This window comes from Paraburkholderia hospita (genome assembly GCF_002902965.1).
GTDB classification, from domain to species: Bacteria; Pseudomonadota; Gammaproteobacteria; order Burkholderiales; family Burkholderiaceae; genus Paraburkholderia; species Paraburkholderia hospita.
Genome location: NZ_CP026106.1, coordinates 2,424,624 through 2,445,791, shown reverse-complemented (window position 1 = coordinate 2,445,791; position 21,168 = coordinate 2,424,624). Strand labels below are relative to the sequence as shown.

Annotated in this window: 20 protein-coding genes; 9 read left to right on the top strand and 11 right to left on the bottom strand. The window is 61.1% G+C overall.

Annotated features, from left to right (window positions below; all coding sequences use genetic code 11):
- Positions 1 to 69 precede the first annotated feature (69 nt).
- The 4 genes from C2L64_RS29400 to C2L64_RS29380 form a co-directional block, all read right to left on the bottom strand.
- Complete coding sequence (locus C2L64_RS29400) at positions 70 to 1,434, bottom strand: MFS transporter (protein ID WP_039900298.1); 1,365 nt, start codon at positions 1,432 to 1,434, stop codon at positions 70 to 72.
- Between the two features lie 339 nt (positions 1,435 to 1,773).
- Complete coding sequence (locus C2L64_RS29395) at positions 1,774 to 3,039, bottom strand: CaiB/BaiF CoA transferase family protein (RefSeq protein ID WP_007580895.1); 1,266 nt, start codon at positions 3,037 to 3,039, stop codon at positions 1,774 to 1,776.
- Between the two features lies 1 nt (position 3,040).
- Entirely contained in the window at positions 3,041 to 3,817 is a 777-nt protein-coding gene (locus tag C2L64_RS29390) for an enoyl-CoA hydratase/isomerase family protein (protein WP_007580893.1), read from the bottom strand.
- 729 nt (positions 3,818 to 4,546) lie between these two features.
- The gene (locus C2L64_RS29380) at positions 4,547 to 4,843 is read right to left on the bottom strand and encodes a DUF1330 domain-containing protein (RefSeq protein ID WP_007580890.1); all 297 of its coding nucleotides are present in this window, start codon (positions 4,841 to 4,843) and stop codon (positions 4,547 to 4,549) included.
- A 163-nt stretch (positions 4,844 to 5,006) separates the two neighbouring features.
- Between C2L64_RS29380 and C2L64_RS29375 the strand changes: the two genes are divergently transcribed.
- From C2L64_RS29375 to C2L64_RS29365, 3 genes are all read left to right on the top strand, one after another.
- Positions 5,007 to 6,413 carry an NAD-dependent succinate-semialdehyde dehydrogenase gene (locus C2L64_RS29375; protein WP_007580888.1) on the top strand — a complete coding sequence of 469 codons (1,407 nt, stop codon included), beginning with the start codon at positions 5,007 to 5,009 and terminating at the stop codon, positions 6,411 to 6,413.
- Between the two features lie 77 nt (positions 6,414 to 6,490).
- Entirely contained in the window at positions 6,491 to 7,375 is an 885-nt protein-coding gene (locus C2L64_RS29370) for a BKACE family enzyme (protein ID WP_007580886.1), read from the top strand.
- A 175-nt stretch (positions 7,376 to 7,550) separates the two neighbouring features.
- Entirely contained in the window at positions 7,551 to 7,982 is a 432-nt protein-coding gene (locus C2L64_RS29365) for a tautomerase family protein (RefSeq protein WP_007580884.1), read from the top strand.
- Positions 7,983 to 8,106: 124 nt separating this feature from the next.
- Here C2L64_RS29365 and C2L64_RS29360 read toward each other — a convergent pair whose 3' ends face one another.
- The 7 genes from C2L64_RS29360 to C2L64_RS29330 form a co-directional block, all read right to left on the bottom strand.
- Positions 8,107 to 8,799, bottom strand: a complete 693-nt coding sequence (locus tag C2L64_RS29360; RefSeq protein ID WP_007580882.1) for a substrate-binding domain-containing protein — start codon at positions 8,797 to 8,799, stop codon at positions 8,107 to 8,109.
- Between the two features lie 11 nt (positions 8,800 to 8,810).
- On the bottom strand, positions 8,811 to 9,494 hold the full coding sequence (gene ligK / locus C2L64_RS29355) for a 4-carboxy-4-hydroxy-2-oxoadipate aldolase/oxaloacetate decarboxylase (protein ID WP_007580881.1): 684 nt from the start codon (positions 9,492 to 9,494) through the stop codon (positions 8,811 to 8,813).
- Positions 9,495 to 9,496: 2 nt separating this feature from the next.
- Positions 9,497 to 10,522 carry an amidohydrolase family protein gene (locus C2L64_RS29350; protein WP_007580878.1) on the bottom strand — a complete coding sequence of 342 codons (1,026 nt, stop codon included), beginning with the start codon at positions 10,520 to 10,522 and terminating at the stop codon, positions 9,497 to 9,499.
- 43 nt (positions 10,523 to 10,565) lie between these two features.
- Positions 10,566 to 11,867, bottom strand: a complete 1,302-nt coding sequence (locus C2L64_RS29345) for a gallate dioxygenase (protein WP_007580876.1) — start codon at positions 11,865 to 11,867, stop codon at positions 10,566 to 10,568.
- Between the two features lie 314 nt (positions 11,868 to 12,181).
- On the bottom strand, positions 12,182 to 12,763 hold the full coding sequence (locus C2L64_RS29340) for an NADPH-dependent FMN reductase (protein ID WP_007580874.1): 582 nt from the start codon (positions 12,761 to 12,763) through the stop codon (positions 12,182 to 12,184).
- 144 nt (positions 12,764 to 12,907) lie between these two features.
- Positions 12,908 to 13,591, bottom strand: coding sequence for a nitroreductase (locus tag C2L64_RS29335; RefSeq protein ID WP_007580872.1), 684 nt, complete (start codon positions 13,589 to 13,591; stop codon positions 12,908 to 12,910).
- Positions 13,592 to 13,760: 169 nt separating this feature from the next.
- Positions 13,761 to 14,492 (bottom strand): GntR family transcriptional regulator, encoded by a 732-nt coding sequence (locus C2L64_RS29330; protein WP_039900354.1) that lies wholly within the window; start codon positions 14,490 to 14,492, stop codon positions 13,761 to 13,763.
- 386 nt (positions 14,493 to 14,878) lie between these two features.
- Here C2L64_RS29330 and C2L64_RS29325 point away from each other — a divergent pair, with 386 nt between their 5' ends.
- From C2L64_RS29325 to C2L64_RS29300, 6 genes are read left to right on the top strand one after another with little or no spacing between them, the layout of a single operon-like run.
- Positions 14,879 to 16,195, top strand: coding sequence for an aromatic ring-hydroxylating dioxygenase subunit alpha (locus tag C2L64_RS29325; RefSeq protein WP_007580868.1), 1,317 nt, complete (start codon positions 14,879 to 14,881; stop codon positions 16,193 to 16,195).
- A 58-nt stretch (positions 16,196 to 16,253) separates the two neighbouring features.
- Complete coding sequence (locus C2L64_RS29320) at positions 16,254 to 17,690, top strand: glutamine synthetase family protein (RefSeq protein ID WP_007580866.1); 1,437 nt, start codon at positions 16,254 to 16,256, stop codon at positions 17,688 to 17,690.
- 26 nt (positions 17,691 to 17,716) lie between these two features.
- Positions 17,717 to 18,040 (top strand): 2Fe-2S iron-sulfur cluster-binding protein, encoded by a 324-nt coding sequence (locus C2L64_RS29315; RefSeq protein ID WP_007580865.1) that lies wholly within the window; start codon positions 17,717 to 17,719, stop codon positions 18,038 to 18,040.
- 4 nt (positions 18,041 to 18,044) lie between these two features.
- A complete protein-coding gene (locus C2L64_RS29310; protein WP_007580863.1) occupies positions 18,045 to 19,310 on the top strand; it encodes an NAD(P)/FAD-dependent oxidoreductase in 1,266 nt (421 codons plus the stop codon).
- Positions 19,300 to 20,085, top strand: coding sequence for a gamma-glutamyl-gamma-aminobutyrate hydrolase family protein (locus tag C2L64_RS29305; RefSeq protein WP_007580862.1), 786 nt, complete (start codon positions 19,300 to 19,302; stop codon positions 20,083 to 20,085). The genes C2L64_RS29310 and C2L64_RS29305 overlap by 11 nt, the downstream gene beginning before the upstream one ends.
- Positions 20,086 to 20,089: 4 nt before the next feature.
- On the top strand, positions 20,090 to 21,064 hold the full coding sequence (locus C2L64_RS29300; RefSeq protein ID WP_007580859.1) for a LysR substrate-binding domain-containing protein: 975 nt from the start codon (positions 20,090 to 20,092) through the stop codon (positions 21,062 to 21,064).
- The last annotated feature ends 104 nt before the right edge of the window (positions 21,065 to 21,168 follow it).

Genomic DNA, 21,168 nt, shown 5'->3' with positions numbered 1-21,168 from the left:
CGCAGCGCCCGGAGCGGATTTTCGGTACACGACGCGGGCACCTGCCGCGCCCACGTCGGCATCGACTAATCACGTTGTGCTTTGAACCGATATATCGACAACGCGCAACCGCCTCCTGACAATCCGCTGCACGCCGAACAGAAGAACGACGACGCCAAGTGCCTGGACACAGGCAATCATGATGAACCCACTCGCGTAAGTTCCCGTTACGTCGCGGACATGTCCGATCAGAAAAGGCGTAACGAAGCCGGCGACGTTGGCGATGGAACTGATTAACGGCACGCCGACCACCAGCGACTTACCGCTGAGCAGGCCGACAGACATCTGCCAGAAGAGCGTTATACCAGCCCCCGTTCCCGCGAAGCCAAGAACAAGCAGGAAGAAAGTCGCGGTGGTACTACTGTGCCAAACAAAGACGAGCGTCGAGAGGCTTGCGGCAGTGAAGACCGCCGCCAGCGCACAGAAGAGCCGACGGCGATGCGGGGCGCCCCCGATGCTGCAGATGAGCACATTGCCGAGTGCACCCAGAACGCAGGCACCGGCAACTGCCCGGCCAATCTCTTTGTACCCGCCGAATCCCGCCTCACGAAGTATCGTCGGGGAGAAGAAAAACAGTGCCGCCGTGGCGGCCAGGAGGCTGAAGTAGGCCGCGCTCAGGATCCAGACAGTCGGGTTGAGTAACAGGGGACGCTCGTCTACGCCCGCGTCGTCCATCGCTTCGGCATTGTTCCTGAGATCGTCCTCGACGAGCTTGCGCTGTCGCGCCGAAAGCCACTTTGCGTTGCCGGGCAGATCCGGAAGTATCGCGAACGCGACGCACGCCAACACGACGGTAGGGATTGCCTGAGTGAAGAACATCCATCGCCAGCCCTGAAAGCCGGCCAGTCCATTCATGTGCTCGAGCACGAATCCACCTGTCAAGCCGATCGCGACCGTCGAGAAGAGCGACCCTGAGTGGAACATGCTGAAATTGCGGGTGCGCCTTTTGCCCGGGAACCACGCATTGAAGTACAACACGACGCCTGGGTAGAAACCGGCCTCGAACACACCGAGCAGGAACCTCAACGCGTAGAACGTCGGCGCGCTATTGACGAACGTCATCGCGACACTCGTCACGCCCCACGCGCAGGCGATACCGGCAAGCACGGCGCGTGCACCGAACTTCTTTTGCAATATCGTGGTAGGCACGCCGAACAGCACATAGCCGACGAAGAAGAGCCCGGCGCCCAATCCATAGACCGTTTCGCTGAATCGCAGATCCACGACCATCTGCAACTTCGCAAAAGCCACGTTCGAACGACCGACCCACGCCAGCATCCATAAGCCGAACAATATCGGCAATATCCTCCATTGGGCCGAAGCGTAGGCCTTCCGCAGGAGGGTGTTGTCATCTGACGATGATCCGTCTACACAGGCTTGCTTCGCCACTTCCATTCGGGTCCTCCGACGTGTTGTGTTGATACTGGAAATACAAGGTGGACTGCAGCTATCAGAGGTCGCCGGTCGCTTCTGCGACACACTCTCCGAAGCCAATCGTCCTGAAACCCACGCCCGCATCGACGGAAGAAAGAGACTGTGTCTCCGTCTTCGAGATACGTTCGTACTTCGCGTGCCGGCAGGGTGATCGTTTGCCGCCCGTCGCGGGTCCGCTCCAGCAAACATCGGCTGTCATTGCGTTCGGGTCACGATACGGTGCGGTCTGTCGCGAGCAACAGTCGCGACAGCCTTACGCACGGGCTACAGCGCCGTTGGCGCCGCGACATGTGGTTACGTTTAGTTGGACTGTGCTTCCGCAAGAACAGCCGCGTCTATCTGCTTCACGGACGGTGGAGGCCCGCCGACCAGAATGCCGGTGTCCACCGCATTGCGGATTTCGACATCCGCCAGGCCCGCTTCGCGGAACACCTGTTCGTTGTGCTCGCCGCGAAACGCCGGCGCGCTGCGCATTCCAAGCTCGTCATCGGAAAAGCGCCATGGATAGCCGTGGATGAGATACGAGCCGCCGCGGCGGTCCGGAACTTCGTGCACCGCTCCCCACTGCTTCGCCCAATCGGTTTCGGCCAGTTCCTTCAGCGTGCGGATCTGGCCTATCGCGATCTTGGCCTCGTCCAGCTGCGCATCGAGCGTCCTGAGATCGCGGAATGACAGCATCCACGTCTGGATCACTGCATGCAGTGCGTTGTAGTTCTGCTGGCGGCGCTCAGCGGTGCTGAAGCGCGGATCCCGCGCAAGGTCCATTCGGCGCATGGCGCGCAAGTAATTCGGAAATGTGTTGCTGCCGATGATGCTTTGCGCCGCAACGAACTCTTCGCCACCGGGGCCAACGAAATGCGGGCCGTCGGAGGCGCCGAGGATGCCCGGCTCGGCGCCCGTATCGACACCGGCGAGATCGAGGTGAGCGCGTTCGTTGATCGACAGCATCACGGCGGCCATCGCGACGTCGATGTATTGGCCGCGTCCCGTTACTTCACGCTTGCGCACCGCTGCGAGCACGGCGATGGTCGCCTGCAGGCCCGCATAGACGTCCGCGTGCGACAGCGGATCGGTCCACTTGCGGCCGTCGGCCGCGCTGTCGAAGTGGCGCAGTGTGTTGTGCGTGAAGCCCGTTTCGGCCTGCACGGTCGGTGCGTAGGCCATGCGTGACGCCCAGGGGCCGCGCTGGCCGTAGCCGGTGATCGACACGTAGACGACCTTTGGATTGCGCCTCGCGAGCGTGTCATAGTCGAGTCCGAAGCCCTTGAGCGTGCCGGCCCGAAAATTCTCGACGATGATGTCCGCCTCGTCGCACAGTCGTAGCACGAGCTCGCGTGCGTGCGGCGCGTTCAGATCGATACTGACGTTGCGCTTGCCGCTATTCTGCTGCGCGTAGTAGCCCGACATGCCGTCGCGATTCGGGAACGCAGCACGCGACACATCGGGCCGCGGCGGCTCGATCTTGATCACGTCGGCACCGAGATCGGCCAGCGTCCGGGCGCACAGCGGGCCGGCCAGCACCCGTGAAAAGTCGACGACCTTGAGTCCTTCGAGTGGTCCGCCCATGTCAATTTCCCTCGAAAATGGCGGTGCCCGGGCCGGAGGTATTGAAGGCCTCCAGTCCACGCTTGATATCTTGCGACGCCCAGACCGGCTTTTGCAGTTCGAACATTGCTTCGTCGGCGGCAGCGACACCCTCGTTGACCGCGATCCGCACGATCTGCTTTGTCGCGGCATGCGCGATGGTTGGACCGGCCGCCAGTTCCTGCGCAACGGACAGCGCGACTTCATCGAGCTTGTCGTCGGGCACGACTAGATTGATCAAGCCCCAGCGTTCGAGCGTCGCTGCGTCGTAACGGCGGCCGAGCATCGCGAGTTCTTTTGCACGCGCCGGCCCGGCGCGCATCACCTGACGCTGGATGCCGCCGAGCAGCGGATGCAGGCCCAGCGCGACCTCGACTGATCCGATCCTGGCCGACTCGGCGACCACGCTGAAGTCGCAGGCGAGCGCCACTTCGAAGCCGCCGCCAAGGCAGGTGCCGTTCACCGCGACAACGATCGGGATCGGCAGTGTCTCGAAGCCGCGCAGCACCTCGAGCGGATCCATCAGCCCCTGGCCTTGCCTGGCAATGCGATCCGGGAAGAGCGACACTTCGGCGCCGGCCGAGAAGTGCCGCAGACCGCTGCGCAGCAGGATCGCGCGTGAGCCGCGTTTCACCGCCTCGTCGAACTCATCGAGTAGCGCGCGATACAGCGTCGGACCCATCAGGTTATGTGGGCGGCGGTTCATCGTAAGAACCGTCACGTTACCTTTGACTTCTTTCAGAACAATTGCTTCGTCCATCGTTGCTCCATTTTGTCTGGTTCAGGTGTTTCGGATTTAGATGTTAACAAGCATAACATTCGGACGATGTGTTGATAGTCGCGTTTTCCCTGGCCACTGCGCACTCGGGACACTCAATACGTAACGCGTGGAGAGGTTCGTTTCTCTGTCGTTGGAAAGACAGCTGGGGGGCGACTATTCGAACGCTACAGTGCAGCCCGTAATGCTTAACAAATAGCATAACGAACTAAATGACATGCATCGTGATCGACTCGACACGCGTTTTCCCGTCAGGACATCGCGTTGATTCCGTTAGCGAGTAAAACTAAGACTGCAGCCCATCGCGGGCCGGGCTCGAGCAGGGGGAAATACGCGCCATATGCCATCCTGGTGCCGGAAGAAGAACATCGCCATGCGCTCGCCTGTCTTCAACACCTCCACACGTACGTAGCATTGCTGCCTGATTCTGTTATTCCGAAACTCGACGACTCTGACCCGCTGCGTCTTACCGGGTGCAAGCCAATGCTCGACCAGGGCGCGTAACGACATTTGTCTATCAGCCAAAACTTTCTCCGGAAATCCTCGATTGGAACAGTGCGGCAGGGAAATCCTCGTATTGGGATTGAACTTGATGCCGGCGGCGCATGAGTCGACAGTCATATCGTCACACTGGTCGAATGCTGGCTGCTCCAGTGAACAGCGCCCGCGCTGACATACAGTGCGGGCGGCCTCGCTACCCTTCAATGAGCGTCAGTAGTCGACGCCCGCGACAACGCGCGCGTCCCTTTCGGCTCCGTCCCCCAGTACGGCCAGCGCATTCTGATAAGCCTCACTCTGAAACGTGGCAAGAGCCTGTTCGAAGCTCGGGAATTCGACCACGACCGTCCGTTCCTTCAGACCCGCCTCGAACGCAACGACCTCTCCGCCTCGCACCAGGAACTTTCCGCCCGCCGCTTTCACCACCTCTGTCGCGAGGACGCCGTATGCCGCGAGCTTGCTCGCGTCATGGACCGCTCGATACGCCGCCACCCAATATCCCTTTGCCATTTCGCTTCCTCAGTTGAAAAAATACCTGATTATAGTAACACCGTTAACATGAAGTTCCATGAGGGTTATTCCTGGCGTCAAAAGCGTGTGCAGAAATGGTGTTAACGGTGTTAGCATGAGGTCATGCGATGACGCGATGCCATCCCTTTTCACGGAGAACCTCATGCCGTACATGACCATCAATCCTGCCACCGGCGAACTGCTCGCCACCTACGACGACATATCCGACGCGTTGCTAGAAGCGAAGCTTGCTGCGGCGCATCGCGCTTTTGAAACCGACTGGCGCCGCCGTCCGGTCAGCGACCGGGCACGCATCGTGTCGCGCGCGGCGGCGCTGCTGCGGGAAAAGGCGGTCGAATACGCTGGCTATCTGACGCTGGAAATGGGCAAGCGCAGCGGGGAAGCGCTAAGGGAAGTGGAATCGGCGGCCAGCATTCTCGACTACTACGCGAAGCACGCACAAGCCTATCTGCAGCCCCGTCCGCTCGCAGAAGCGCCCGGCGCGGCGGTGCATATCGAGCCGGTCGGCGTGCTGCTCGGCATCGAGCCGTGGAATTTGCCGTACTACCAGATTGCGCGAGTGGCCGGACCGCAACTGATGGTGGGCAACGTCCTGCTGCTCAAGCACGCGGAAAACGTGCCGCAATCGGCATTGGCCTTCGCGCGGCTGTTCGAGGAAGCGGGTGCGCCCGATGGCGTATATACGAATCTGTTCATCTCGATCGAACAGGCCGGGCGCGTCATCGACGATCCGCGCGTCCAGGGTGTGACGCTGACGGGCAGCGAGCGCGCCGGTGCCGCGGTCGCCGAGCGTGCCGGCCGCAATCTGAAGAAAGTCGTGCTCGAACTGGGCGGCAGTGATCCGTTCATCGTACTGGAGGATGCGCCGCTAGACTGGGCCATCCAAAGCGCCGTCGCGGGCCGCATGTTCAATGCGGGTCAACTATGCGTCAGCTCCAAACGCATCATCGTGGTCGGCAAGGCACGCGGCGACGCGTTCCTCGATGGCTTCGCGACGCGTATGGCCGCGCTCGAGACCGGCGATCCCACCGATCCGGCGACCGCCGTCGCTCCCGTCTCGTCCGAGCGCGCACTCAACCTGCTGCTCGAGCAGATCGAGCGCGCGACTTCGCACGGTGCGCGCATCGCGTGTGGCGGCAAGCGCGTCGAGCGCCCGGGCTTCTACTTGCAACCAACTATTCTCACCGACATCACACCGCAGAATCCCGTCTTCGCCGAAGAACTGTTCGGGCCCGTCGCCGCTTTCCACGTCGTCGAGGACGAAGCCGCCGCGATTGCGCTCGCCAATGGCACGCCGTTCGGTCTCGGCGCGTCGGTGTTCACCGCGGATACCGAACGCGGCGAGCGGGTCGCCGCGCAGATCGACAGCGGCATGGTGTTCGTCAATCAGCCTTTCGGCACCTCGGCGGAATTGCCGTTCGGTGGCGTCAAGCGTTCAGGTTTTGGTCGGGAGCTTTCTCAGCTTGGCTTCGACGAGTTCGTCAACAAGAAGCTGATCAAGGTTGCGCCCGTCGGGGCGCCACCGTTCGGCCCCGCGCGGGCCGCCTGAACGGGACGCCTGACGCTGCGCCCATGGCGAAGCGCGCGATTGTGGCGCTTCATTCATATTCCCTTTGAACGAACACTATGACAAGCAAGACGATTATCAGTTGCGCACTCACTGGCAGCGACGATACCCCGCGGTTGAACCCTGCAGTGCCCGTTACGCCCAGGCAAATTGCCGATGAGGCCATTGCTGCATGCGAAGCCGGTGCGAGCATCGCTCACATTCACGTTCGTGACCCTAAGACTGGCGTTCCGAGCACGGAGCTGTCGCTCTACAGAGAAGTCGTTTCGCGTATCCGCGAAAGCGGGTGCCCGATATTGATCAATCTGACGACGGGCCCGGGTGCACGTTTCGTTCCCAGTGACGAAGACCCGAACCGGGGCAGTGAACTGAGTACGATGATGACGCCTGAGGCACGCGTCCAGCATGTGCTCGAATTGCGTCCGGAGATCTGCACGCTCGACATAGCGACCATGAACTTCGGCAATCGCGCATTCGTGAACGTGCCCGACCATCTGGTCAAGATGGCAACCTTGATCGAGGAAGCGGGCGTGAAGCCGGAGCTCGAGGTATTCGATCTCGGGCACGTGCGCCTCGCGCGCCACCTGATCGAAACGCAGGGGATTTTCCAGGCTCCGCTGTTCCAGTTGTGCCTTGGCGTGCCATGGGGAGCGTCCGCCGACACCGAAAGTCTTCTTCAGATGAAGCGGTATCTGCCCGAGGGCGCGCGTTGGTCGGCGTTCGGCATCTCGCGTGCCCAATTTCCGATCGTGGCGCAAAGCGTGATTCTTGGCGGCCATGTCCGCGTAGGCCTCGAGGACAATCTTTATCTTGCCAAAGGAGAGCTGGCGCCGGGCAACGCAGCGCTGGTTAAGCGTGCGGTGAATATCATCAAAAGCATCGGAGGAGACGTGGCAACGCCTGACGAAGCTCGCAGCATACTTGGCCTTCCGCGTCGCCACTAGGGCGGATTGCTTTTCCTAAAAGCGCTGCGTTGCGAAGCGCACTGGTTTTCACCGGTGGCCTATCCTTGGACTACCGATACCGCCGCCTCACTCATGTCAAATTCATCCAATCTCGCAAGAGACCCAGATGTTCTGACATAAGAAACGCGGCATCTATTGATGCATGGAGACAAAAATGCCTTTGTGGAATATCTATCATCCCGTCGGTGCCTACACGGCAGATGACAAGCAGGAGATGGCCAATCGTATCGCCGACATTTACATCATTCCTCGCTTCTACGTAGGCGTCCTGTTTCATGAGCAGCCGAAGGACTCCTTCTACATGGGAGGCGTGTCACGAGACGACTTTGTGAGAATCAGACTGGACCAGTTCGCCAGACACATCGCCAAGGACGTCGTGTGGACGGAGTCGTGGCTGCGCAAGGCGAATGCTGCGATAGCGCCATTTGTTCAGGATCGGGGCTACCACTACGAGTTGCACGTCGGCGAAACGCCGCGAGAACTGTGGTTGATCGACGGCATTCGACCGCCTCGGCCTGATACGGACGCCGAGAAGAAATGGAAGCTTGAGAACTGCGTGTCGCCGTATGATCCGAGCGAAGGGTGAATGGGTTAGTTTCGTTTGAAGCGATCCGGACGCGAAACCTGACAGACTGCGGTGAAGGCCCGGCCGTCACCGCAGTCTCTCCCAAGCTTCCGGCTGTTCGCGGATATTGGGATCGACACGAAAGTCAGACAGGCGCCATTCCGTGCGCGATTTTCACCTGATCGCCGTCCGCGGAAGCGAGATGGTTCAGGAAGGCTTTGGCGGCTTCCTGTCGTTCCGACGTTGCGCAGATTGCCGCTGAAAAGACCGTGACAGCCTGGATCGCTGCTGGAAGCATGCCGACTATATCGATGCCGGGTTCGTGGACAAGTTCACTTAGCTGCTGGAAGCCGAGTTCGACCTTTCCTTCGGCGACGAGACTGCCAACGGGTACACCGGGCCGCGCCTCAACGATACGATCCGCGATGACGTCAGCAATGCCCCATTGACGAAGCAGATTGATGATATGCGTCCCGCTCGGTCCCGTTGAATACCCGATGGTCCGGGCGCGCAACACGGCATCGCGTACAGCGGATTCTGAACTGACGTCCCGACGCGGCTCTCCGTGCTTGATGGCGACCGCCACCTCCGAGCGCGCAACACCGACGCGGCTTCCCGAGATGACGTGACCATCACGCTCCAGCCGATCGAGTGCATCGGACGCAAGAACGACAACATCGAAACGCTCGCCTTCCTGAATGCGTCGGGCTGCCTCAACCCCGCCTACCGAAACAATCGAAACGTGCTGCCGGGACATGGCCTCGTACGCTTGCGCAAGCTGCGTCAAAACATGACGCGTAGCCATCGACGATATGACAGTCAATGAATCAGTCGGCATACTGGTCTCAATCAGTCGATATAACGCAGGCCGGCCTGCTTCAGCGGCTCACGCATGTTGTACATGTCGAGTCCCAGAACACCGGAAGCGAGCTTCGCGCGTTTCTCTGCTTCCAGTGCTTCCCGCGCGCTCGCCTTGTCGAGTACCGCGGCGGCGGCAGCAGCAGGAACGGCGACCACGCCGTCGAAGTCCGCGACGATCACATCGCCAGGTGAAACGAGTGCGCCAGCGCAAACCACCGGGATATTGACCGAGCCCACCGTTGCCTTGATCGTGCCCTTCGAAGAAATTGCCTTGCTCCAGACGGGGAACCCCATCTCCTCAAGAACTTTTACGTCGCGCACACCGGCATCGATGATGAGACCCGTGGCGCCACGCGCCTTGAAGCTGGTCGCCAGCAGATCGCCAAAGTAGCCATCGGTGCAGTCCGCCGTGATGGCCGCAACGACGATGTCGCCGGGTTGAATCTGTTCGGCAGCGACGTGCATCATCCAGTTGTCGCCGGGATGCAGCAGGACCGTGACCGCTGTACCGCACGCCTGGGCGTGAGGGTAGATAGGGCGCATGTACGGCTTGAGCAGGCCGGTACGACCCATTGCCTCGTGAACGGTGGCGGAACCCAAGGCGCCAAGCTTGCTGGCGACTTCCTTATCCGCGCGTTTGATGTTGCGGTAGACAACGCCCATTTCATACATAGTTAAACTCCCTTTGCCTTGAGGGCTGCGTCCAGACGCGGATAGACACGCCGCGCGTTGCCCTCGTAGATCTTGTAACGGTCCTCTGCGTCGATGGCCGCTGCCTCGACATAGCGCTTCGTGTCGTCGTAGTTGAAGCCCGTTTCAGGGTCGATGCCCCGCACGGCGCCAATCATTTCGCTCGCGAAGAGAATGTTCTCGACGGGGATCACACGCGTCAGCAGGTCGATGCCCGGCTGGTGATAGACGCAGGTATCGAAGAACACGTTGTTCAGCAGATGGTCCTTGAGCAGAGGCTTCTTCAGCTCCTGCGCAAGCCCACGGAAGCGCCCCCAGTGATACGGCGCAGCACCGCCGCCGTGCGGGATGACGAAGCGCAGCGTCGGGAAATCCTGGAACAGATCCGAAGTGAGGCATTGCATGAAAGCGGTCGTATCCGCGTTCAGATAATGCGCACCGGTGGTGTGAAAACACGCATTGCAACTCGTGCTGACGTGAATCATCGCCGGGATGTCGTATTCGACCATCTTCTCGTAGATGGGATACCAGTACCGGTCCGACAGCGGCGGGCTGGTCCAGTGACCACCCGACGGGTCCGGGTTCAGGTTGATGGCGACATTGCCATACTGTTCGACGCACTTCACCAGTTCAGGAATGCAGGTCTTGACATCGACGCCGGGACTTTGCGGCAGCATCGCCGCCGGAATGAAGTGGTCCGGGAACAGCTCGCTTACGCGAAAGCACAGTTCATTGCAGATGGCCGCCCATGTGCTCGAGACCTCGAAGTCCCCAATGTGATGCGCCATGAAGCTCGCACGCGGACTGAAAATAGTCAGATCGAGGCCACGCTCGCGCATCAGCCGAAGCTGGTTGCTCTCGATAGACTCGCGCAATTCATCGTCGCTAATGTGCAGTTCGGACGCGTGCGGCATCTCAGCCGGATTCTTGATGCCGGCGATCTGGCGGTTGCGCCAGGTTTCCAGCGCTTTCGGTGCAGTGGTGTAGTGGCCGTGAATGTCGATGATCATCGTTGCTGTCTCTGTCAGTGCAATGGCTAGGCGTCCGTGCGGTCTATTGCTTGGGCGACCCGGACTTGTCCCATGAAAGGCTTTGACTACCCTTGCCGGCTACCGAATAAAGCGCACCGGGCGCGTTGCGGGTCTTCTGGAATGCATCGAGTGTTTCGCCACGCATGGCGGCGTAGATGTGCAGATTCGACACGCCTGTCACGGCGCCGAGCTTCTCCAGCATGAAGAAGATGACGCCATAGTGGAGTAGTCCGCGCCAGTCGCGCCGGCGGATCAGGTCGCGCTCCTGTTCGGTCAGGCCTGCCGCCTCGAAGCTCGCTTCTTCGTCGCGCTTGAATGCTTCGCGATGCTCCGGTTCGACCATGCGATGCAGGTAATCGTTGATCCGATACGCGCGCACGGCCATCTCGATCGAGAACGGATACGTGCCGTCGAGTTTCTCGACATTGGTGAGTTCAACCGCCATCTTCTGACGATGCCGCTCGACGATGGCCGGATTGGGCTCGCTGTCTTCGCCTTCATAAATCGCCGTCGCGATGCCCGCCATCGACGGCAGGTAGTAGCTGCGGTGCTTGCAGACCACGTTCGACGACAGCGCGCCGCGCATCGTGAGCCACATGATGACTTCCGCGCCTTCGTAGCCGCCGAGTTCCGCATATTCGGCGATGGTCATGTTCGCGAGCTGCTCGGGGTCGCGCTCGAACAGGTCGAGGAAGCGCTGGTCCCATTCAGTGTTATTGAAGCCGGCGCGTTCGCCGTGCACCTGGTGGGAGAGGCCGCCTGTCGCGAGAATCGCGACTTTCAGGTCTTCCGGGTAGCTTTCGATCGCGCGGCGCAGCGCCTGACCGAGCTTGTAGAAGCGTCGCGCGCTGGGCACGGGGAGTTGCAGAACACCCATCTGCAGAGGAACGAGTTTGACGGGCCATTCCGGCTTGTGCGGGCACAGCATCGACAGAGGCGAGAAGCAGCCGTGATCGAGCGCCTTGTTCTGAAAGAAGGACATGTCGAACTCGTCCGTCATCAGCGACTTGCCGATGTGCGCAGCGAATTGCGGATGGCCCTTGATGGCGGGCAAATCGCGTGCGCCGCCGCCTTCGTCCGCGACCTGCCACTGCTCGCCGACGCCCAGTGCGAACGCCGAATAGTGATCGAAGAAGAACGACGTGACGTGGTCGTTATAGATCGTGACCAGCACGTCGGGGCGCTTCTCGGCGAGCCAGTCGGCCAGCGGAGCGAAATTCTCGAAGATTGGCGCCCAGACCGGATCGTCCCGCTTGTTCTTGTCGAACGCGAAGCCGATCGTCGGAGTATGTGATGCGGCAAGCCCGCCGATGATTTTTGCCATAGCCGTAAGTCCCGTGACACGCGTCGCTTCGCAAGACGGTCTGTCAACGAAGCAAATCCCGCATTGAATAAACGCATGAGATAACAGCGGTCTCGGGTGTGTCAACCACGGTTCTACGGCTAATTATGATGTCTTCAGACCGGGCAGCAGGCGCGAAGCACGGTCGGCAAAGCGGTCTGCCGACCATCGAAAATTTCTTGCCGATAAGTATTTTAGATACCCAACCTGGTTAAAAGCAACGAGTAGGGGGGCGCCAGTTGCGCATCAGACTCGATCAGCGGACCTGGCGTATGGGCTACGCACCCCCTTCCTGCTTATTGTCGGGAGAGTTGCCGTGTCGTTTCAACCAAACGGGCGCCGACCAGTCGGACCTCGGCGTCCGCCTTTTCGTCGGAGAGACGACCCGCTTCGGTGAATGCCAGATGCGCTGCGCCAAGTGAGAATCCTTGCGGAATAACGATGGCGCCCAGCTTTTCAAGCACCCCTCGCATGCCGAGCATCGAACGAACACCGCCCATCGGTCCTGGCGATGCAGATACCACGGCGGCCACTTTCGTTGCGATTAGCCGAATCCCGGGCTCACCGCTCTCGAGAGGTCGACTGACCCAGTCAATCGCGTTCTTGAGCGACGCCGTGTAACCGCCGTTGTGCTCCGGCGATGCAACCAGAAGCGCGGTGTGTTCCGCAAACAGTCGCTGCAGATTTCTTACGCTGTCAGGCACGCCGTGCCCATTTTCGAAGTCGCCTTCATACAGTGGCAACTGATAGTCCGTCGACGAGATAAATGTAATCTCACCGCCGGCCTCATGCGCGCCGCGTGCTGCTACGTCCAGAAGTTTGCGATTCAACGAATCGCGGCGGCCGCTTCCGCATAGGGCAAGAACTTTGATGGTCATGATTCTGAGGAGAAGATGTTGAGAACAGCGAGGGAAAGAATGTCGGTTGCGTGACGCGGCCAATGGCCCGATGGGTTCGATGGGCCATCGCGATCACGCGCACGCATCGCGTTTGCGGGCGTGCTTGCAAGACGTGCGTCAGTTCTATTCGTCGAGCCCGGCGAACCTTGCGAACCCGTCGACCGACTCACGCGGGATCTGGAGTCGGTTCACGACGGAATCCTCGTCCGCATAGCCGAGAGACATCCCGCAGACCACCTCGTGGCCCGGTTCAAGCGCGAGTTGATTGGCGATGACCGACTGGTAACGCGCGAACGAGACTTGCGGGCACGTATGCAGTCCGCGAGAGCGAGCCGCAATCATGACGGTTTGAAGGAACAGCCCATAGTCGAGCCAGCTGTGCTTCTTTAGGCAGGCATCGATCGTGAAAATCATGCCGACGGGGGCACCGAAAAAATCGAAGTTTCTGCCTGTTGCCCGGGAACGTGCATCGACGTCCGATTTGTCGATACCGAGTGCGCCGTAGTAGCGCATACCGAAATCCTCCTGTCGCGAGCGGAATGAGTCGGGTAAAGGTTCCGGCATGTGTTGCAGCGGCGGATGCGTTTCGTCCGCGTGAGCACGCGCTAGCGCGTCGCTGAATTGCCGTTTGACCTCGCCGCCCAGCACGTGAACGCGCCACGGTTGCGTGTTCGAATTGCTGGGCGCCGTACGTGCGACGTCGAGAATAGCAATGACGTTTTCTTTCGAAACTGCGTCTGGACGAAAGACCCGAACAGCTTTCCGCGATCGGATAATGGAGTCGACAATATAGGCGTCCGAATTCATTTAGGACCGGTCTCCACGGCTTTGAAAATGTTAAGCCAATGATGACACAGGCGAAGGACGGACTGCGGTGAAAAGGCTGCAAGTTCAACTTGCAGCAGATGGGATTTGCCAGCCAGCGTCTAAAACGGGTTTCGACGCCATGCAGTCGGTACGCGTACCGACACGGCGCTTATAAAACCGCCTCCGCGACAAGCTGCAACGCAGGCGCGAGCTTCAGATAAACCTCTGGACGTTCGAGCGCATAGGTCAGATTTCTTTGCGCGATCTGCACGTGCTCCGTCGCCAGCGACTGCGCGCGTGTACCTTCGCCGCGTTCCATCGCCTGCACGAGGCTGTGATGCTGCTGATGTGCCATGAAAAGCCATTGACGGCCTTCGTCGATGGCGGATTGCATCGGCAGCATCGCGCTTGCGGCGGCGAACGGCAGACGGTTGTTCATTTCGATCGCGCGGATCAGCGCCGCGTTGCCCGAGCCTTCGACGATCAGCTTGTGAAACCGGCTATTCATGTCCGTGTACGCGGCGTAGTCGTCGAGGTCCAGTTCGGACTTCGCGAGCAGCCGGTCGCCCCCGCGCAGACATTCGTTCAGCGCGTTCGACAACTGGCGCGGCACGCCATGTTCGGCCACGAGACGCGCAGCCATGCCTTCGAGATGCCCGCGTACCGCGATGGCATCCGTGATTTCCGCGGCGGTGATACGCCGCATCACATAGCCGCCCGCCGGGGATGGTTCGACAAGGCCTTCCTGTTCGAGCGTGGTGAGCGCGAGCCGAACGGGCGTGCGCGATGCCTGCAACCGTTCGGCGAGCGCGACTTCGCCGAGGCGCTCGCCGGGGGCGAATTCGCCCTTCAGGATCAGATCGCGCAGATACACCAATACACGTTCTTGCTGGGATTCCATTTCATTTTCTCCGGTGCTCTTGCCGGGATAGCCGCGGCGGACTTCGTGCGTCTGATTGTAGGGCATGCGAGGCGGCGCGGGGTCGAAAAATGCGGACGCGGGTGACGAGATGTTCTGAACTGTATGCAATACGGCCTGAATCGTAATTTTCTGGCTCCGAGCGTATGCTCCAGGGAAAGTCCTGGAGCGTAGATAAATATCTATATGTATCAAAGGTATAAAGGAATGTTTGCCATGATTTTGACGATTAAAACGGATTCTTGAGCGATGTGTTGTGTATGCAAAGATTGAATATTTGAATTCTTAGCTCTATTCTTCGTGCTCATCAGAGGCCACATTGCATACAGCAAGCCGCCTCATGCATTCAGGTCAACCGGAGACAGGCCATGATGAGTTCCCAGCAAAACGACACGATCACGCGCGTCGGCAAAGGCACGCCCGCCGGCCAGCTACTGCGCAACTACTGGCAGCCCGTGGCGCTCGTGGAGGAGTTGCCCGCGCAGCGCCCCGTCCGTGCGGTGCGGTTGATGGGGCAGGACTTCGTCGTATTCAAGGACGAGCAGGGCCGCTACGGCATGCTCGATCGCGACTGCCCGCATCGCGGCGCGGATCTGGCGGCGGGCCGTCTGGAGGCAGGCGGCCTGCGCTGCGCGTTTCACGGCTGGCTCTTCGACGTCAACGGAAGCTGTCTGTCGACGCCCGGCGAACCCATCGGTAGCACGCTCTGCAAGAAGGTCCGCCAAAGCGCGTATCCCGTGGTCGAGCGCAGCGGCATTCTGTTCGCCTACATCGGCGGCGGCGAGCCGCCTGCGTTCCCGAACTTCGACTGTTTCGCCGCGCCGGGCGAATACACGTTCGCCTTCAAAGGGCTGTTCGAATGCAACTGGCTGCAGGCGCTCGAAGTCGGCATCGATCCCGCCCACGCATCGTTCCTGCACCGCTTCTTCGAAGACGAGGACGTGAGCGACAGCTACGGCAAGCAGTTTCGCGGCGCGTCGGCGGATTCGGATATGCCGATCACGAAGGTGCTGCGCGAATACGAGTCGCCCGAGATTCTCGTCAGTCCGGCTGACTATGGGCTTCGGCTGATCGCGAAGCGCCCGCTCGACGACACGCAGACGCACGTGCGCGTGACCAACGTCGTGTTTCCGCAGGCGTTCGTGATTCCGATGAGTGCGGACATGACGATCACGCAATGGCACGTGCCCGTCGACGACGAGAACTGTTACTGGTACGCGATCTTCACGAGCTTCGGCGCGCCGACCGACAAGGCGCAGATGCGCGCGCAACGGCTCGACCTGTACGAACTGCCCGACTACACATCGCGCAAGAACAAACGCAACCACTACGGCTTCGATATCGACGAGCAACAGAGCCAGACCTACACGGGCATGGGTTTCGACATCAACGTCCACGACCAGTGGGCCGTCGAATCGCAGGGCGCGATCCAGGACCGCACGCGCGAGCATCTGGGCACGACCGACAAGGGGATCATCGCGTACCGGCGTCTGCTCGTCGATGCGATCGAGAAGACGCGCGCCGGCGAGAAGACGCTGATGATGATCGACGAACAGCAGGCGGCGCATCTGACGGGACCGGCATCGATCGACGGCATTGGGCCCGCCGATGGCTGGGACGACTACTGGAAGGCATCCGACGTCAAACGCCGCGATGCCGCGCCGTGGCCCGCGCCGAAGGCTTGAGGACGGATCCCGCAATCACAATGGAGCGCGCGGCCGTTCAACTGCCGCGTGAAGCACGATGTCTTTTGTTGAAAACCATGGTTTGTGGACGGACGCTCAGCATGATGCGTACGCCGAGCTGCTCGAACGGCTCAAAAAGAGCGACGTGCAAGTGGTCCGCTTTTCGTTTCCCGATCAGCACGGACTGCTGCGCGGCAAGACGCTCGTCGTCGATGAGGCGATCAGCGCATTCAAGTCTGGCGTCACGCTGACGAGCACGCTGCTCGCCAAAGATACGTCGCACCGCACGGTGTTCCCCGTGTTCACGGCAGGCGGCGGCTTCGACATGCCTGAAATGCAGGGCGCCTGCGATACGTTGATGGTCGCCGATCCCGAGACCTTCCGCATTCTGCCGTGGGCGCCGCATACGGGTTGGGTGCTGTGCGACGTCTACTTTCCGAACGGGAGGCCCGTGCCGTTCGGCACGCGTCATCTGTTTCGCCATGCGCTGGAACAGCTCGGCAATCATGGGTTCGAACTCGTGTCCGGTCTCGAAGTCGAGTTTCATGTCTTCAAGGTCACTGATCCGAACATGAAGCCCGAGCATTCGGGGCAGCCGGGCATTCCGCCCGATGTCGAGCTGTTGTCGCATGGTTATCAGTATCTGACGGAACTGCGCTACGACGCCGTCGATAACGTGATGGAAATGCTCAGGCGAGGCATCGACGGGCTCGCGTTGCCCGTGCGCTCGCTCGAAGTCGAATACGGCCCGAGCCAGTTCGAGTTCACGTTCGCGCCGACCCGAGGCATCAAGAGTGCGGACGACATGATTCTGTTTCGCAGCGCGGTCAAGCAGATCTGTCAGCGCAACGGTTATCACGCGACGTTCATGTGTCGCCCGCGGATTCCGAATGTCGTGTCGAGTGGATGGCATCTGCATCAGTCGCTCGTGCATAGCGCGGACGGCAGCAACGCGTTCATGCCGACCAATACGGATGCGCCGCTCTCGGTGGTCGGGCAGCGCTATCTTGCAGGCTTGCTCGCGCACGCGCAAGGCGCAGCCGCACTGTCGACGCCGACCATCAACGGATATCGCCGCTATCGGCCGTATTCGAATGCACCCGATCGCGCGAACTGGGGATGCGACAACCGCGGCGTGATGTTGCGCGTGCTGGGCGGACAAAACGATCCCGCGACGCGCATCGAAAACCGCGTGGGCGAGCCGGCCGCGAATCCGTACCTGTACTTCGGCTCGCAGGTGATCTCGGGGCTGGACGGACTCAGACGCAAACTCGAACTGCCTGCATCGGCGGATACGCCCTACGAAACGCAGGCCGATGCATTGCCCCGCACGTTGAGCGATGCGATCGCCGCGCTACATGCCGACGAATCGCTGCGCGAAGGATTCGGCAGCGCATTCATCGACTACTTCTGCAAGCTGAAGGAAGCGGAGATCAATCGCTTCAATCTGGAAGTGACCGAGTGGGAACACCGCGAGTATTTCGAAACGTTCTGATGGCGTTCCCATCAAGGAGAGAAGTCATGCCTATCGTCACCTACATTCTGCGCGACGGCGATCGCCGCGAAATCGAAGTACCCGCCGGCACCAGCGTGATGGAGGCCGCGATTCACGGCAACGTGCGCGGCATCGATGCCGAATGCGGCGGCTGCCTGTCGTGCGCGACGTGCCATGTTTATATCGACGGCTCGTCGACGGCGGACCTGCCGTTGCCCGACGACTCCGAACTGGAACTGCTCGACGGCGTCGCCGCCGAGCGACGGCCCGAAAGCCGGCTGAGCTGCCAGCTCGTCATGATGGCTGCGATGGAAGGACTTGTCGTCCGGATTCCGCCCAGGCAAGGGTGACATCATGAATAGCACGCTTGTGGTTGTCGGCGCGTCGTATGCGGGCGTCCAGCTCGCCGCGTCCGCGCGCGAACTCGGCTTTGACGGCCGTATCGTCCTGCTCGGCGACGAGCCCGATGCGCCGTATCAACGACCGCCGCTGTCGAAGGGCTTTCTGACGGGCAGCTTTGCGGAGCAGCGTTTACCGCTGCGTTCGCAGGCGTTTTTCGACGAAGAGAAGATCGAATGGATGCCGTCGACGCGCGCCACACACATCGACCGCGAGCGTCGGGAGATCGAACTGCACGACGGCCCGCGCATCGCTTATCACCATCTTGCGCTGACGACGGGGGCGCGCGTGCGCAAGCTCGACTGTCCTGGCGCGACACTTAACGCCGTTCACTACTTACGCGATCTGCGCGACGCAAGGCGCCTCGCACAGACTGCGCGCACGGCGCGACGCGCGGTCGTGATCGGCGGCGGCTATATCGGGCTCGAAGCAGCGGCTTCGCTGCGTCAGCAGGGACTCGATGTGACGGTGGTGGAGACGGAGCCGCGTCTGCTTGCACGCGTCGCGTCGCCGTGGCTGTCGGGCTTCATGCTGGGTGCTCATACGGAGCATGGCGTCGCGTTCGAGTTCGGCCGCAAGGTGGTGGCGCTGCACGACACGGATGGGAGCGTATCGGTTGAACTCGATGATGGCGTACGGCTCATTTGCGATCTCGTCGTGGTCGGTATCGGTGTGGTTCCGAATACCGAACTCGCCGCCGATTGCGGGTTGAACGTGGCGGGCGGCGTCGTGGTGGACGCCTGCGCGCGCACCAGCGACCCGTCGATCGTCGCCGCCGGCGATTGCGCTTCGTTCGTCCCTCACTGGGCGCCGCCGGGCGCGAGCGCATGCCGGATCGAATCCGTGCAGAACGCAAACGATATGGCGAAGACGGCAGCGGCAACAGTTGTCGGGCGGTCGGAACCGTATCGCGCGCTGCCCTGGTTCTGGTCCGATCAATACGACCTGAAGCTGCAGATGGCCGGCGTGAACGCGGGCTTTACCGACTACGCGATGCGCGGTTCCGTCGAAGACAAACGTTTCTCGCTGTTCTACTTTCGCGACGACAAGCTGATCGCCGTCGATAGCATCAACCGGCCGCAGGATCACATGTTCGCGCGCAAGCTGCTCGCGAACGGCGCGCGAGTTACACCGGAGGCGGTGCGCGATCCCGCATTCGATCTGAAAGCGCTCGCGAGCCGCGATGTGCATGCCGTCGAGGAGTTGCGGAATGAGCGCTGAAAAACACGGCCGTCCTCTCGTCGGAGTGGTGTGCGACCGCTTCTTCGTCGGTGAACACGATCAGCATGGCGCGAAGCACAGCTATGTTCGCGCGCTGATGTCGGGTGCGAATGTCAGTCCCGTGCTGATTCCAGCATCACTGGAGATCGAATCGGTGGACGATTACCTTGATGGCGTGAACGGCTTGCTATTTCCAGGTGGCGCATCGAACGTGGCGGCGCACAGGTATGGCGGCGAGGCAAGCCGCGACGCGCTTTCCGATCCCGATCGCGATCACGTCGCGCTGAACCTGATACGCGGCGCGGCGGCGCGCGGCATGCCGATTCTCGCGATCTGTCGTGGCTTCCAGGAAATGAATGTCGCCTTTGGCGGCACGCTCCACGCGGACATTCACGCGTCGGGTCATTCGGAAGACCATCTCGAAGACCTCGCAGAAGATCTGTCCACCCGCTATCGATACCGCCACGAAGTCGAACTCACGCCTGCTGGCATGCTGTCGACGCTCGCCAACGCGCACCGCGTGCGCGTGAATTCGCTGCATCGGCAGGGCGTTGCCGCGCTCGCGCCGCGGCTTGTCGTCGAAGCTCGCGCGCCCGACGGTCTGATCGAAGCGTATCGGCTGAACGGACACGACTTCGCGCTCGGCGTGCAGTGGCACCCGGAAGTCATGACGCAACACGACGCACTGTCGCGTTCGATCTTCGAAGCATTCGGCGCGAGTTGTCGCCGGTATCGTCATGCGGCACAGCCTGCAACCAATCATCATGAGGGTTAGGACCGTGTCAGCGGATCGCATCGACCTGAACCTGCTGCGCGTATTCGACGCGATCTTCGAAGACCGCAATCTCGCCCTGGCGGGCAAGCGCCTGAATCTGAGTCAATCCGCGATCAGCCACGCGCTTGGACGCATGCGTCAGGTGCTCGGCGATGACCTGTTCGTGCGCACGGGCAAGGGCATGGAGCCAACGATGCGCGCCGTCGGCATGGCTGCGCAGGTGCGCGGTGCGCTGGCGCAGATCAGGGCGGCGCTGGGCGTGGATGCATTCGATCCGCGCGTCGCGCAACGCAAGTTCGTCGTCGCGGCGAATGACTACATCACGTCGCTGGTGCTCGGGCGTCTCAGTCAACGGCTGCGCGCGGAGGCGCCGCTCGTGGACCTGGTGATCCGTCCATCGACGCGGCTCGATCTCGCAGGCCAGATCGACGTCGGCCGGATCGATGTGGCGATCGGCATATTCGCGGACGTGCCGACGCGCTTGCGGTCGGCGCAACTGTGGGAGCAGACGGATGTGGTGCTGCTTCATCGAGACCACCCCATCGCCGAGCGCGCCGTTACGCGTGACGATCTGCTTGCTTATCCGCTTGTCGCCATTTCGCAAGGCGGCGAGGAAGAGGGCGCAGTGAGCGGCTTCATCGTCGAGCGCGGGCTCGCGCGGCAATCGGAGATGTTCAACCGCGATGCGCTCAACCGCGCATTCGCCGACGGTGCCGACGTGCCGCGCATGCGCATGTCGGTCGCGCATTCGCTGGCCGTTCCCGCACTGCTTCGTCACAGCGACATGCTCGCGCTCGTGCCGTCATCGCTTGGCCGTGAACTGGAGCGCTACGGCGAACTGAAAATGTGCGCGACGCCGTACGAGTGCCACAACGCCGCCGTGCGCGCGGTCTGGCACGAACGCAACGACACGGACCCCGCGCTGCAATGGCTGCGGCACCAGCTTGCCGATGTCGCGCGGCAGGTTCGCAGCTGTTGATCCGGGCCGTGCAAGATCGGTATGCAAACAATTCACTGCGCGTGCGCCATGGCGCGCAATCTCGTCAACGTCGTCGAAACGGCCTGAAAACATAGGTCTTCTCG